13 protein-coding genes are annotated in these 13100 nt (G+C 38.5%); 10 read left to right on the forward strand and 3 right to left on the reverse strand.

From position 1 onward, the window contains the following. The first annotated feature begins 66 nt into the window (after positions 1–66). The 10 genes from frr to lpxA are packed head-to-tail and all read left to right on the forward strand — an operon-like array spanning position 67 to position 10151. Positions 67–621, forward strand: coding sequence for a ribosome recycling factor (gene frr / locus I2F62_RS07815; protein WP_324626460.1), 555 nt, complete (start codon positions 67–69; stop codon positions 619–621). 3 nt (positions 622–624) lie between these two features. Then, positions 625–1374: a polyprenyl diphosphate synthase gene (uppS, locus tag I2F62_RS07820; RefSeq protein WP_324626461.1), complete on the forward strand. Its 750-nt coding sequence runs from the start codon at positions 625–627 to the stop codon at positions 1372–1374. Positions 1375–1377: 3 nt separating this feature from the next. Further along, positions 1378–2202 (forward strand): phosphatidate cytidylyltransferase, encoded by an 825-nt coding sequence (locus I2F62_RS07825; RefSeq protein ID WP_324626462.1) that lies wholly within the window; start codon positions 1378–1380, stop codon positions 2200–2202. Then, complete coding sequence (ispC, locus tag I2F62_RS07830; protein WP_324626463.1) at positions 2203–3408, forward strand: 1-deoxy-D-xylulose-5-phosphate reductoisomerase; 1206 nt, start codon at positions 2203–2205, stop codon at positions 3406–3408. Further along, entirely contained in the window at positions 3405–4760 is a 1356-nt protein-coding gene (rseP, locus tag I2F62_RS07835; protein ID WP_324626464.1) for an RIP metalloprotease RseP, read from the forward strand. Before ispC ends, rseP begins: the two co-directional genes overlap by 4 nt. A 42-nt stretch (positions 4761–4802) precedes the next feature. Then, the gene (bamA, locus tag I2F62_RS07840; protein WP_324626465.1) at positions 4803–7274 is read left to right on the forward strand and encodes an outer membrane protein assembly factor BamA; all 2472 of its coding nucleotides are present in this window, start codon (positions 4803–4805) and stop codon (positions 7272–7274) included. Positions 7275–7308: 34 nt separating this feature from the next. Continuing rightward, positions 7309–7800 carry an OmpH family outer membrane protein gene (locus I2F62_RS07845; protein WP_324626466.1) on the forward strand — a complete coding sequence of 164 codons (492 nt, stop codon included), beginning with the start codon at positions 7309–7311 and terminating at the stop codon, positions 7798–7800. A 3-nt stretch (positions 7801–7803) separates the two neighbouring features. Then, positions 7804–8874, forward strand: a complete 1071-nt coding sequence (gene lpxD, locus I2F62_RS07850) for a UDP-3-O-(3-hydroxymyristoyl)glucosamine N-acyltransferase (RefSeq protein ID WP_324626467.1) — start codon at positions 7804–7806, stop codon at positions 8872–8874. Between the two features lie 2 nt (positions 8875–8876). Further along, the gene (fabZ, locus tag I2F62_RS07855; protein WP_324626474.1) at positions 8877–9356 is read left to right on the forward strand and encodes a 3-hydroxyacyl-ACP dehydratase FabZ; all 480 of its coding nucleotides are present in this window, start codon (positions 8877–8879) and stop codon (positions 9354–9356) included. Positions 9357–9362: 6 nt separating this feature from the next. Continuing rightward, entirely contained in the window at positions 9363–10151 is a 789-nt protein-coding gene (gene lpxA / locus I2F62_RS07860; RefSeq protein WP_324626468.1) for an acyl-ACP--UDP-N-acetylglucosamine O-acyltransferase, read from the forward strand. Positions 10152–10240: 89 nt separating this feature from the next. On the opposite strand, the gene I2F62_RS07865 is transcribed toward lpxA, so the two are convergent. From I2F62_RS07865 to sstT, 3 genes are read right to left on the reverse strand one after another with little or no spacing between them, the layout of a single operon-like run. Continuing rightward, complete coding sequence (locus I2F62_RS07865; RefSeq protein WP_324626469.1) at positions 10241–10780, reverse strand: DUF2058 domain-containing protein; 540 nt, start codon at positions 10778–10780, stop codon at positions 10241–10243. 13 nt (positions 10781–10793) lie between these two features. After that, positions 10794–11468, reverse strand: a complete 675-nt coding sequence (locus I2F62_RS07870; RefSeq protein ID WP_324626470.1) for a YoaK family protein — start codon at positions 11466–11468, stop codon at positions 10794–10796. 37 nt (positions 11469–11505) lie between these two features. Beyond that, on the reverse strand, positions 11506–12708 hold the full coding sequence (gene sstT, locus I2F62_RS07875) for a serine/threonine transporter SstT (protein WP_324626471.1): 1203 nt from the start codon (positions 12706–12708) through the stop codon (positions 11506–11508). Between the last annotated feature and the right edge of the window lie 392 nt (positions 12709–13100).

The following is a 13100-nucleotide window of genomic DNA, read 5'->3' on the forward strand; positions in this document are numbered from 1 at the left end:
GCTATAAAGCTCTTTATACTAGCGCTAATTTTTATTTAGATATTTTGAGAAAGTAAGGTAAATCAGATGATTAACGATCTTAAAAAAGACAGCGAACAGCGTATGCAAAAATCACTTGAGTCTTTAGAACTCGGGTTTGCTAAAGTTCGTACTGGCCGTGCACATCCTTCAATTTTAAATGGTGTTATGGTTCCTTACTATGGCTCAGACGTTCCATTGAATCAGGTTGCAAACGTGGGTGTTGAAGATTCACGCATGCTTATTGTACAGCCATTTGAGCGTACAATGGTGTCTGCAATTGATAAAGCTATTCGTGAAAGCGATTTAGGTTTAAACCCAATTACATCAGACACCATTCGTGTGCCTTTACCTGCATTAACTGAAGAAACACGTCGTGATATGCAAAAAGTTGCTCGTACTGAAGCGGAAAATGCAAAAATTGCAATCCGTAACATTCGTCGTGATGTTTTAGGTGACTTAAAATCATTGTTGAAAGAAAAAGAAATTTCTGAAGATGATGAGCGTCGTGCAGGTGATGACATTCAAAAAATTACCGATAAATATGTTGCAGAAGTCGATAAGCGCCTTGCTGCAAAAGAAGAAGAGTTAATGAAGGTTTAATGAATGGCGACCATCAGCGACATTCATCTACCTCAACATGTTGCCATCATTATGGATGGCAACAATAGATTTGCTAAAAAAAAGCACCTTGAAAAAGGTGATGGCCATCGGGAAGGGAAAAATACACTTGACCCGATCGTTGAGCATTGTCGTGAATTAGGCATTCAGGCGTTAACAGTTTTTGCTTTTTCAAGTGAAAACTGGAATCGCCCACAAGCCGAAATTGATTTGCTAATGCTGCTATTAGAACAAACAGTATTAGAACAAATCCCACGCATGATTCGTTTTGAAATCGCGTTACGTTTTATTGGGGATCGTTCACGCCTGTCCGATCATTTGCAGCAAATCCTTTGTTCAGCAGAACAGCAAACCGCTCATTTTAAAAAAATGACTCTGACTATTGCCATCAGTTATGGTGGTATGTGGGATATTGCGCATGCTGCACAAAAAGTTGCACAAAAAGTTATTGCAAATGAAATTGCCATCGAACAAATTGATGCATCTTTATTTGGTCAATATGTCGAATTGGGTGACTTGCCCGCGGTCGATTTATTGATTCGTACTGGTGGTGATTATCGGATTTCTAACTTTTTGCTTTGGCAAGCGGCTTATGCCGAGCTATATTTTACCAATACATTATGGCCTGAGTTTACTACTCGCGAACTCGATCAAGCGTTTAAAACGTTTGCGCAAAGAGAGCGCCGGTTTGGTAAAACTTCTGAGCAAATTCTACAAGAGAAAATTGAGAAATAATCCATGTTTGAGCGGATAAAGACCGCACTTGTATTAGTAGCAATTGTTTTAAGTTGTATGTTTGCTACACCATCTCACTATCCTATGCTTATTTTAATGGCTGTTGCGGCAACTATTGCAGGATATGAATGGTATAAATTAATGCCAGTGCAAACCACAGCAGCACGTCCCATTTTAACTTGGGGATATGCTTTTTTTGCCTTAATCATTACCATGATTGCGCTGTATTATCACGATATTCGATTATTGTTTTGGTCGGCATCTATTTTAGTGTGGTTGCTTAGTGTTTATTGGGTCAAAAATTTTCCAAATTACGATGCTTGGTATAATAAAAGCTTAAATATAATCGGATTGGTTCTTATCTCTTCTGCTGTTACTGCCATTTTCTCGGTATGGGAAAGTTCTCCATGGTGGTTAATGTATTTGTTCTTATTGGTGTGGGGGGCAGATAGCGGCGCATACTTTGTGGGTCGTAAAATCGGATGTCGTAAGATGGCACCTCATGTCAGTCCCAATAAATCTGTAGAAGGTTTAATTGGTGGCGTAATGCTCAGTACATTGATTGCGTTATTTGTACAAAGTTATTACTTACATTTAAGCCTTGCACAGCATGCTTTGTTTTTAATTTTATCGATTGTAACTGTATTTGGTTCTGTACAAGGTGACTTGTTTGAATCCATGATCAAGCGTCGTGCGGGGGTAAAAGATTCAGGGCAGATTTTACCTGGACATGGTGGTGTTTTAGATCGAATTGATTCCTTACTAGCGGCAGCACCTATTTTTGCGGCAGGTCTTTCTCTTTTAAAACTTATGGGTGTAGATTTATAAATGTTACAAACTGTTTGTATTTTAGGCGCAACAGGTTCGATTGGTCAAAGTACGTTAAATGTTTTGGCAGAACACCCAGAGCAATATCAAGTATTTGCTGTTACCGCAAACAGTCGCATCGAAAAGTTAATTGAAATATGCAAACAGTTTCAACCTAAAATTGCTGTTGTTCCAGCCAATCTTGTTGATCAATTGGCGAAATTACTCAAACAACACCAACTAGAACACATTGAAATTTTGGTTGGAGAAGACGGCTTAACGCAAGTTGCAGCACATCCAGACGTTGATGTGGTAATGGCGGCAATTGTTGGTGCAGCAGGTTTATTGCCAACGTTGGCGGCAGTAAAAGCCGGTAAGCGAGTATTGCTTGCCAATAAAGAAGCGTTGGTTATGTCCGGCGAAATTATGTTGCAAGCAGCCAAGCAGCATTCGGCTTTATTGCTTCCGGTGGATTCAGAACACAATGCTATTTTCCAGTGCTTGCCGCAAAATTACCTACAGCTTGAGCAAACTCAAGGTCAGCCGCAATTAGGCGTTTCACAAATTTTGCTCACTGCATCGGGTGGGCCATTTTTAAATTTTTCCATTGAACAACTCAAAACAGTTACGCCCGCACAAGCATGTAAACATCCAAATTGGTCGATGGGGCAAAAAATTTCTGTTGATTCAGCAACTTTAATGAACAAAGGCCTTGAATTAATCGAAGCGTGTCATTTATTTTCAATTTCAGAACATTTTGTTACAGTGGTTATCCATCCACAGAGTATCATTCATTCTATGGTTCAATATGTAGATGGTTCGACTTTGGCTCAAATGGGTAACCCTGATATGTGTACACCAATTGCACATGCATTAGCGTGGCCAGAGCGCATTCGAACCTCTGTGCCAGCTTTAGACTTATTTTTAAATCAGCAATTAGATTTTCAAGAACCCGATCTTTTACGGTTTCCTGCGTTGCAGTTAGCGCGTCAGGCGATGCAAAATGCGGGCACTGCACCCGCCATTTTAAATGCGGCCAATGAAGTTGCAGTTGCTGCATTTTTAGAAAACAAAATCTCATTTATGCAAATTCCTGAAATTGTAGAATTTAGCTTAAATCAAGTGCCTTTGGCGCAAGCACAATCATTAGATGTGATTTTAAATGCAGATCACGCTGCACGTTGCGTTGCAACTGAGCGTGTTAATGTATTGATGGAGCGTCAATGAATATTTTATTTATGATCTTTGCTGCCATTTTATTGCTTGGACCGCTGATTGCGATTCATGAATTTGGGCATTATTGGGTTGCACGGCGTTTAGGCGTCAAAGTACTGGTTTATTCAATTGGTTTTGGTCCTAAAATTTTAAATTGGACCTCTAAAAAAACCAATATTCAATATCGCTTGTCGTTCCTGCCTTTAGGTGGTTATGTCAAAATGTTGGATGAGCGTGAGGGCGAGGTTAAATCTGAAGATTTAGTTTATGCATTTAACCGTCAGCCAGTATGGAAACGTATCGCGATTGTTGCTGCGGGGCCTTTAATTAATTTATTGTTTGCTGTGATCTTATTTTGGGTTTTATTTTTGCCAAAACAAGAGCAATTAAATACTCGCATTGGTAAGGTTTTGCCAGATACCTCTGCTGCAATTGCAGGCTTACAAGCTGGCGATAAAATTTTAAGCATTGATGGTAAGCCCACACCAACCTGGGAAATGCTCAATTTTGCTTTGGTGAGTCGTGCGGGTGAAACTGGTCAAATCCAAGTACAAGCCGAACATCAAGGGCAGTTGAAAAATTTTAGTTTAAATATCAGTCATTTTTTAAAAGATCAGAGCGTATCACCTTTAGATAGCTTAGGATTTTTGCCGTATCGACCACATTTACCACCCGTTGTTTCTCAGCTTAGGCAAGATGGTGCTGCCATCCGCCAAGGCATGAAAGCGGGCGATAAAATTGTTGCAATCAACAATGTTCAAACCCCCGATTGGTTCGATGTGGTTGAAATTGTGCAAAAATCACCAGAAAAATTACTCAAAATTGAAGTCGAAAGATCAGGACAACGTATCAATTTAGACGTGATGCCTCAAGGCAAACGTGACAACATGGGAAATGTCGTTGGCATGTTGGGTGTTCAAGCTGCAACAACGCAAATCGTTGTGCCTGAGAATTATAAACAAACGATTCAATATTCACCTGTACAAGCATTTCCAAAAGCTGTACAAAAAACTGGTGAAATTTCGAGTATGATTTTAAATTCTATGGTTAAAATGGTACGCGGTCTGATTGGCTTAGAGAATTTATCTGGACCCATCACCATTGCCAAAGTTGCAGGCCAAAGTGCTGAAATGGGATGGCAGACGTTCATTTCTTTTATGGCCTTAATGAGCGTGAGTTTAGGGATATTAAATCTTTTACCTATTCCTATGCTTGATGGTGGGCATTTAATTTATTATTTTATTGAAGCAATTAGAGGAAAACCTGTTTCGGAACAAATACAACTTATTGGGTTTAAAATCGGAATAGTATTGCTAGGCAGTATGATGGTACTAGCTTTATTTAATGATTTTATGCGGTTATAAAACAGGATTTAAACAATATTCAACTTAGTGGAAAGAATAGGCATGCGTCACTCACATATTTTTATGCCTTTAGCACTGATTAGTGCAATGGCTGCTGTACAACAAGTCTATGCGGCAGACGAATTTGTTGCTCAAGACATTAAATTTGAGGGACTGGTTCGTCTTACACCAGCCAATTTATATAGCATGTTGCCGATTAAAAGTGGTGACCGTGTCAATGATGCCGTTTTAAATAATGCCATTCATTCATTATATAATTCAGGCCTTTTTGATGATATTAAAGCATCTCAACAAAACAACACCTTAGTGTTTAACGTTGTAGAGCGCCCAGTCATTTCAAAAGTTGAATTTAAAGGCAACAAGCTTATTCCAAAAGAAGCACTGCAAGATGGCCTGAAAAAAATGGGCATTGCAGAAGGCGAAGTGCTAAAAAAATCAACTTTACAAAATATTGAAACCGAACTTGAACAACAATATGTTCAACAAGGTCGCTATAATGCAGATGTTTCTGTAACTACAACACCGCGCCCAAATAACCGTGTTGACCTAACCGTAAACTTTAAAGAAGGTTCGGCTGCAAAGGTTGTCGAAATTAACGTTATTGGTAACCACGTATTTAAAGATGATGAAATTAAACAAGCATTCTCTTTAAAAGAAAGTACTTGGTCATCCATTGTTACACGTAACGACCGTTATGCAAAAGAACGTATGTCTTCAAGTCTTGAAGCATTGCGTGCTTTATATCTAAACAATGGTTACATTAACTTTGCCATTAATTCTTCGAACTTAAATATCAGCGATGATAAACAAAAAATCTTCGTAGAAGTTTCGATTGACGAAGGTCAACAATTCAAAGTCGGTCAAACTAAATTCTTAGGTGATACTTTATTTAAGCCTGATGAATTGCAAACGCTACAAGTTTATAAAGATGGCGAAACCTATTCACAAGCAAAAATCGACACGGTAAAAAACTTACTGCTACGCAAGTACGGTAATGCTGGTTATTACTTTGCAGAAGTGAATGTCGTTCCACAAATTGATAACGACAATAAAGTGGTTAACGTTAATTATTATATTAACCCAGGCCAACAAGTTACCATTCGTCGTATCAACTTCTCTGGAAACACCAAAACAGAAGATCAAGTATTGCGTCGTGAAATGCGTCAAATGGAAGGCGCGTTGGCAAGCAATGAAAAAATTGATTTGTCTAAAGTGCGTTTAGAGCGTACAGGTTTCTTTAAAACAGTCGATATTAAACCGGTGCGTATCCCAAATGTACCCGACCAAGTCGATTTGGATGTGAATGTTGAAGAACAACATTCAGGTACAAGTACTTTGGCTATTGGTTACTCACAAAGTGGTGGTATTACTTACCAAGCTGGAATTAGCCAATCAAACTTCTTAGGTACAGGGAATAGCGTTGGTTTTGACTTTACCCGTTCATCATATTCAACCAACTATAATTTATCCGTGACCGATCCGTACTTCACTGTAGATGGTATTAGTGCCGGTTATAACGTTTATTATAGAAAGACTAAGCCATACGATAATTACCACGTTAGTGATTATTATTCAGAAGCGTATGGTGCAAATGCCAGCCTTTCGTACCCAATTGATGAAAATCAGAGTGTGAGTGGCTCGTTAGGTATTGAAAAAACTAAAATTACAACCGATGTTTATGGTTCAACCGCATTTAGAGATTATTTGCTCAATCATGATGGCAGCGCTACTGGAACTGGTATTTATGATAACGGGAATAATACCGGAACGAGTAATGGTGAATATCAAGGTGATTACTTAAATTATCTTATGAATTTAGGTTGGTCATTTAATACATTAAACCGCCCAATGCTACCAACGTCTGGTCAATTACATAATGTGAATTTAGAAGTTGCCTTACCAGGTAGCGATGCTGAATACCAAAAACTAACCTATAGCGGCCAAGTCTTCTTCCCAATTGGTAAAGGTTTTGGTTTACATGGTTATGGAAAACTCGGTTATGGGCATGACTTACCATTCTGGAAAAACTTCTATGCTGGTGGTTGGGGCTCGGTACGTGGTTATGAAGACAATACTTTAGGTCCTCGTTACCCAGGTGTTTTCTATGGTGCCGATACGACTCAAAAACTAACCGATCCAAGTAGTGATTCAACAGGTGGTAATGCATTAGTACAATTTGGTGCAGAACTGATTTTACCTGTTCCATCTAAAGGGGACTGGGCACGCCAAGTTCGACCAACGTTATTTGTTGAAGGCGGTCAAACCTTTGATACTGAATGTAAAAATGTTGGTGCATTCAATACTGCAAGTACCAGTTACACCGCGGCTCAAGCCAAACAATATTGCAAAGATAATTACGGGCTAGATGTGGGTAACTTACGCTATAGCGCCGGTGTTGGCTTAACTTGGATCACTATGATTGGTCCATTATCCATTAGTTATGCATTCCCATTGAACAAAAAAGAGGGTGATGACACTCAAGCGGTTCAATTCCAAATTGGTCGTACTTTCTAAGTACGACTTTTAACAATAAATTTAGGACTTTATGATGAAAAAATTATCGACGTTATTGATGACTTTAAGTTTAGCTGCAACTGCAGGTTTAACACATGCTGCGGGGTATGGCATTGTGGATATGCAGCGCGTTGTAGAAAATAGCGTATATTTAAAACAGCAAAATGCAACCTTACAACAATCTGTAAAACCATCTGCTGACCGTGTTGAGCAATTGAATAAAGAAATTCAAGCATTACAAGGCAAAGCAGGCTCTGCTAAACCTGCCGAAGTTGAGCAATTAAAAACTCAATACGACACAAAAGTGCGTGAAATTAACTCATTAGAGCAAAATATTCAGCAACGTGTTCAAGCAACTTCGCAAACCACAAGCCAAACATTTACTTCACGTGTACAGCAAGCTGCTGAACAATTGCGTAAAGATGGCGGTTTAGACTTGGTTTTGAATAAAAATGCTGCGCTTGCCTATGACGCTAAGAACGATTTAACTGATAAAATGATTCAAAAGGTTAATGCGATGAAGTAATTAATGAATCAACACAGTTATTCGTTACAACAATTAGCTCATCTTGTAAAAGGTGAGCTAATTGGCCAAGCCGAAATAAAATTTTCGGGCTTGGCGAGTTTAGAACATGCAACAATATCTCAGCTTTCTTTTGTGAATGGTGAGAAACATCTTGCTAATGCCATAGCATCCAATGCAGGCGCATTAATTATTTCACGCGATTTACAAGAAAAACTGAACCAGCATCAAAATTTTATTCTGGTTGATAATCCATATCTTGCTTTTGCTATTTTAACGCACGTGTTTGAAATAAAAAGAACTGCGCGTGGAATTGCAAGCACCGCCAAAATCCATCCTTCTGCAATCATTGCGGATGATACCTACATTGGTCATTATACGGTGATTGGGGAAAACTGTGTGGTTGGCGAAGGTTCTGTAATTGAATCGCACGTTAAAATTGATGATGGTGTTGAAATTGGTCATCATTGTTTTATCGACTCACATGTCACCATTACCGGCTTTTCTAAAATTGGTAATGCTGTTCGAATTCATGCCAATACGGTAATTGGTAGTGAAGGCTTTGGTTTTGCACCTTATGAAGGTAAATGGCATCGCATTGCGCAATTGGGCTCGGTAAACATTGGCAATGGCGTGCGAATTGGCAGTAATTGTAGTATCGATCGCGGTGCGCTTGACGACACAATTTTGGAAGATGGTGTCATTATTGATAACCTTGTGCAAATCGCACATAACGTAAAAATTGGCCAAAATACTGCAATTGCCGCAAAATCAGGCATTGCAGGTAGCACAACGATTGGCAAAAACTGTATACTAGCTGGCGCATGTGGTGTTGTCGGACACATAGAAATCACCGATAATGTGACTGTTACAGGAATGTCAATAGTCACAAAAAGTATTTTTAAAGCCGGAACCTATTCATCAGGAACTGGAATGTTTGAAAATTCACAGTGGAAAAAAACGGTTGTTCGTCTTAGACAATTAGCAGATGTGCCATTGACTCAGATTGCTAAACGATTAGATCATATACAAGCTCAGATTGAGTCCCTTGAATCAACTTTGAATACGCGTAAATGAATATGGTCATAGAGTCGAATACCCCAGCTTTTAATAAACCTGAATTACCTATGAGTATTCAGAAAATTCGTGAATATTTGCCACACCGTTATCCATTTTTATTGGTTGATCGTGTGACTGAAATCACTGAAAACAGCATTACTGGTTACAAGAATGTGTCGATTAATGAAGAATTTCTTCAAGGGCATTTTCCTGAATATCCAATTATGCCGGGCGTTTTAATTATTGAAGCACTAGCACAAGTTTCAGGTGTGTTGGGCTTTGTGATGAATAATGAAACACCTAAACCAGGGTCTTTGTTCCTGTTTGCAGGTGCAGAGAAAATTCGTTTTAAAAAGCAAGTTGTTGCAGGTGATCAATTGGTGCTTAAAGCTGAATTGATCATGCAAAAGCGTGGCATTTACAAATATAACTGTACTGCAAGCGTTGATGGTGTTGTTGCAACAACCGCTGAAATTATTATCTCTCACCAAAGAATATAGAGCAGTATGAGCAATAAAGAATATATCCATCCAACCGCTATTATTGATTCATCTGCTGTTATTGCATCAGATGTAGAAATTGGACCTTATTGTATTATTGGTCCTCAAGTCACAATCGATACAGGGACAAAACTTCATTCCCATGTTGTGATTGGCGGATATACTCGCATTGGTAAGCACAATGAAATTTTTCAATTTGCCAGTATTGGTGAAGTTTGCCAAGACTTAAAATACAATGGCGAAGAAACATGGTTAGAAATTGGTGATCATAACACCATTCGTGAGCATGCAACCTTTCACCGTGGTACTGTGCAAGACCAGAGCTTGACCCGTGTGGGTAACCATAATTTATTTATGGTTAATACACATATTGCACACGACTGCCAAATTGGTGATCATAATATTTTTGCCAATAATGTTGGAGTTGCAGGGCATGTTCGCCTTGCAGATCACGTTATTGTTGGTGGAAATTCAGGTATTCATCAATTCTGCCATGTTGGTTCGTATAGTATGATTGGCGCTGCATCTTTAATTGTGAAAGATGTTCCTGCATATGTTACCGCTTCAGGTAATCCTGCGCATGCATTTGGTTTGAACCTTGAAGGCATGCGTCGTCGTGGTTGGGAAAAGTCTGTGATTCAAGGCTTACGCGAAGCGTTTAAATTGATTTATAAAGAAAATTTAACTACAGCAGAAGCAATTGAACGTATTCGTGCTGAAATTTTGCCTAATGTTGCAGAAGTTCAGCTTTTAATTGATTCTATCGAGCAGTCTGAACGTGGGATTGTGCGTTAATTTTTCTTAAAAAGAAAAAGGCTAAACATTTGTTTAGCCTTTTTTATACACTAAAGAATGATTAGTGTCTAAGATGCAGACGTTTTAATTTACCACATTAAATCATCTGGAATCACATAAGCTGCGTATGGATCATCTTCATCTGTAGATTGTTGATTATCTTCCGATTTATTCCACAGAATAAAACCTTCCATTTTTTGATCAATCCGTGTAGCAAGCGCATGCGGTAAATAAGCATATTGCTCGTTTTCTTTGGCAATAACCAAGCTGCCGTTCACCAAGGCATTGTAAATTTGTTGGCTTAAATATACTTTTTTAATTTTACCTTCATCAATAAATTGATAAACGATATCACCATCCACAGATTTAATTTTGTGTTGACCAATCATTTGAATAATATTGGCTTTTAAAGTTTTTTCTTCTAAAACACGTTGTTTTTCGGCATTCAGTTGCTGATCTTTATTTAATTTTTCTAGCTGGCTTTGCTCAATACTTGCCTTTAAATCGGTTTGCTGATGATCATTTCCAGTGCGTTGCTCATGTTGTGCTTGCTTGGTGAGTTTTTTTGCTTTTTTATTATCCACTAAGCCAGCCTTCAATAACTGTGCTTGTAATGCATTTTTGACCATGAAAACTCCAAAATTAGTGATCTGTTGCTTGATGATGAATATAGATGAGCCAGTAAATTAGGCTGATGATTAAACTCAGTGCAGCAGGAATAAGGAAAGTGTGTAGTTTAAGCTGTGGATATAGAATTGCAACTGTAATTCCACCACACAAAAAACCCGATAAAATGAGCACCAGTAACACCAAACGGCGTTTTTCAATGTCTAAACCACGCAACAAATAACCTAACGTTAAACCTAAATCGGTTAATAAACCAGTTAAATGTGTGGTTCGAATAATTGCGCCTTTATAATGGCTGACCATGGCATTTTGTACGCCCATCCCCACACAAGCCCAAAGTAGCGCATAACGTGGATAATAAGGAATAATCAGCCAGCATAAGAAAATACACAGTGCGGTTAAAACAAGCGGAATGCCGTATTGGCGTCCCAATTGAAAATGGCTACTTCCTAAGATGTAGCCACTATAGAGCGAACCCAAAACAAAGCTGAGAATCACACACGCACCATACAGCGCAGATTGGTATTGCCCATTGGCAATTGAAATACCCAACTGGCTGACATTGCCAGTCATATGTGAAACCGTTTGATGCCAAATGTTTAATAATCCCAGTGCATTAATCATCCCTGCATTGAATGCAAGGCTAAATGCACCGAATTGAATCCATTTGGGTAAGCGTTGAAAGGGCATGATAAATGTAACAGTTCCATAAAATCATTACAGATTGTTACTTATCTTTATACCCTTGATCGACTGCAATTACAAATAATACATCGGTAGATGAATTTAATGCTGTTTCAACTGAATCTTGCAGCACACTAATCACCATACCAATCGCAACGACTTTCATGGCAATTTCAGAGGGAATACCAAATAAGCCACACGCAACAGGCACTAGCAATAAAGAACCACCAGCAACACCTGATGCACCACATGCTGAAATGGTCGCCACAATACATAAGATAAGCATGGTGGTTAAATCAACATGAATACCTAAAGTATTTACTGTTGCAAGCGTTAACGTGGTAATGGTTACCGCGGCACCGCACATATTAATGGTCGAGCCTAAAGGAACAACCACATTGGTAGTCGATTCATCGACACCACAACGGCGGGCTAAATCTAAATTGACTGGAATATTTGCAGCTGAACTTCGCGTGAAAAATGCAGTTACACCGCTTTCTTTTAAGCATTTGAATACCAAAGGGTAGGGATTCTTTTTAATGACTATTGCCACCATGATTGGATTAATCACGAACGCAACAAAGAACATTGTGCCTAACAGTACCGCTAAAAGGTGAGTATAACTGGTCAGCGTTGCAAAACCTGCCGATGCAAAAGTCACTGTCACTAAACCAAAAATACCAATTGGTGCAAAGCCAATCACCAATTTAATCACACGTCCAATGGCTTCGGCAGTGTCATGCAAAAAAACTTTGGTGGTGGCAGAGCTGTGTCTAAAAGCGACACCTAAAATTAATGCCCACGCCAAAATACCAATAAAGTTCGCTTCAGCCAAAGCCACAACAGGGTTTGAGACAAAGCTTAAAACCAAATTTTTTAAAATGGCACTTAAACTACTTGGCGGTTGAACCGATTGATCCGCGGCCAAATGTAAAATAAGTGTGGTGGGAAAGAGCTTATCTGCAATGACCGCACTTAAGGCAGCAAGCAGCATACCAATGGTATACATAATGATAATGGGTTTAAAATTTTTCGCACCTTGACTGGTTTGAAAGTTTGCAATCGATGAAATCACCAATACAAACACCAAAATCGGAGCAACCGATTTTAACCCTTTAATAAATAGATCACCGAGTAAGCTAAAATAAGGAGCAATGTTTGGCGCAACAAGTGCCACAATAATGCCTAGAATAATTGCAATGACAATGCGAGAGACTAAACTAAGATGTTTAATAGCTGACAGCATAAAAAAGCCTTAAGCCCATGTAGGTACGGAATTCGATAGAAGCAGTATTCTATACAAAAAAAGGCCAAGCTTAAATTTTAGTTGCACAAAAATGATTCATAATTTGTTAAAAAAAGGCAATTATGCTCAAAATAGTGCGTTATTTAAATTAAATAACGGCGAAATTAAATTATTATCATTTTTGCGCACTGTTAGTATGCAATAGCAAAAAAAGCACAGCTTTACTAAAATTTCCGAATTTAGCTTCGGAAAATGAACTTTTTACCCAAAACGAGCAACAATATTTACATTAATTTTTCTTATGAAATTTATAAATATTGTTCAAAATTTGGATAAATCGACTGTCTTTAATTGAATAAAAAATTTGTTTACCTGAGCGTCTGGTCTGTACC

The sequence above is a fragment of the Acinetobacter sp. MD2(2019) genome, assembly GCF_035615615.1.
Lineage (GTDB): Bacteria > Pseudomonadota > Gammaproteobacteria > Pseudomonadales > Moraxellaceae > Acinetobacter.

Coding starts and splice junctions, on each gene's coding strand:
- fabZ (WP_324626474.1), top strand. CDS start 8,877: ATGGTCATAGAGTCGAATACCCCAGCTTTTAATAAACCTGAATTACCT.
- ispC (WP_324626463.1), top strand. CDS start 2,203: ATGTTACAAACTGTTTGTATTTTAGGCGCAACAGGTTCGATTGGTCAA.
- lpxD (WP_324626467.1), top strand. CDS start 7,804: ATGAATCAACACAGTTATTCGTTACAACAATTAGCTCATCTTGTAAAA.
- bamA (WP_324626465.1), top strand. CDS start 4,803: ATGCGTCACTCACATATTTTTATGCCTTTAGCACTGATTAGTGCAATG.
- I2F62_RS07825 (WP_324626462.1), top strand. CDS start 1,378: ATGTTTGAGCGGATAAAGACCGCACTTGTATTAGTAGCAATTGTTTTA.
- I2F62_RS07870 (WP_324626470.1), bottom strand. CDS start 11,468: ATGCCCTTTCAACGCTTACCCAAATGGATTCAATTCGGTGCATTTAGC.
- I2F62_RS07865 (WP_324626469.1), bottom strand. CDS start 10,780: ATGGTCAAAAATGCATTACAAGCACAGTTATTGAAGGCTGGCTTAGTG.
- rseP (WP_324626464.1), top strand. CDS start 3,405: ATGAATATTTTATTTATGATCTTTGCTGCCATTTTATTGCTTGGACCG.
- frr (WP_324626460.1), top strand. CDS start 67: ATGATTAACGATCTTAAAAAAGACAGCGAACAGCGTATGCAAAAATCA.
- sstT (WP_324626471.1), bottom strand. CDS start 12,708: ATGCTGTCAGCTATTAAACATCTTAGTTTAGTCTCTCGCATTGTCATT.
- uppS (WP_324626461.1), top strand. CDS start 625: ATGGCGACCATCAGCGACATTCATCTACCTCAACATGTTGCCATCATT.
- I2F62_RS07845 (WP_324626466.1), top strand. CDS start 7,309: ATGAAAAAATTATCGACGTTATTGATGACTTTAAGTTTAGCTGCAACT.
- lpxA (WP_324626468.1), top strand. CDS start 9,363: ATGAGCAATAAAGAATATATCCATCCAACCGCTATTATTGATTCATCT.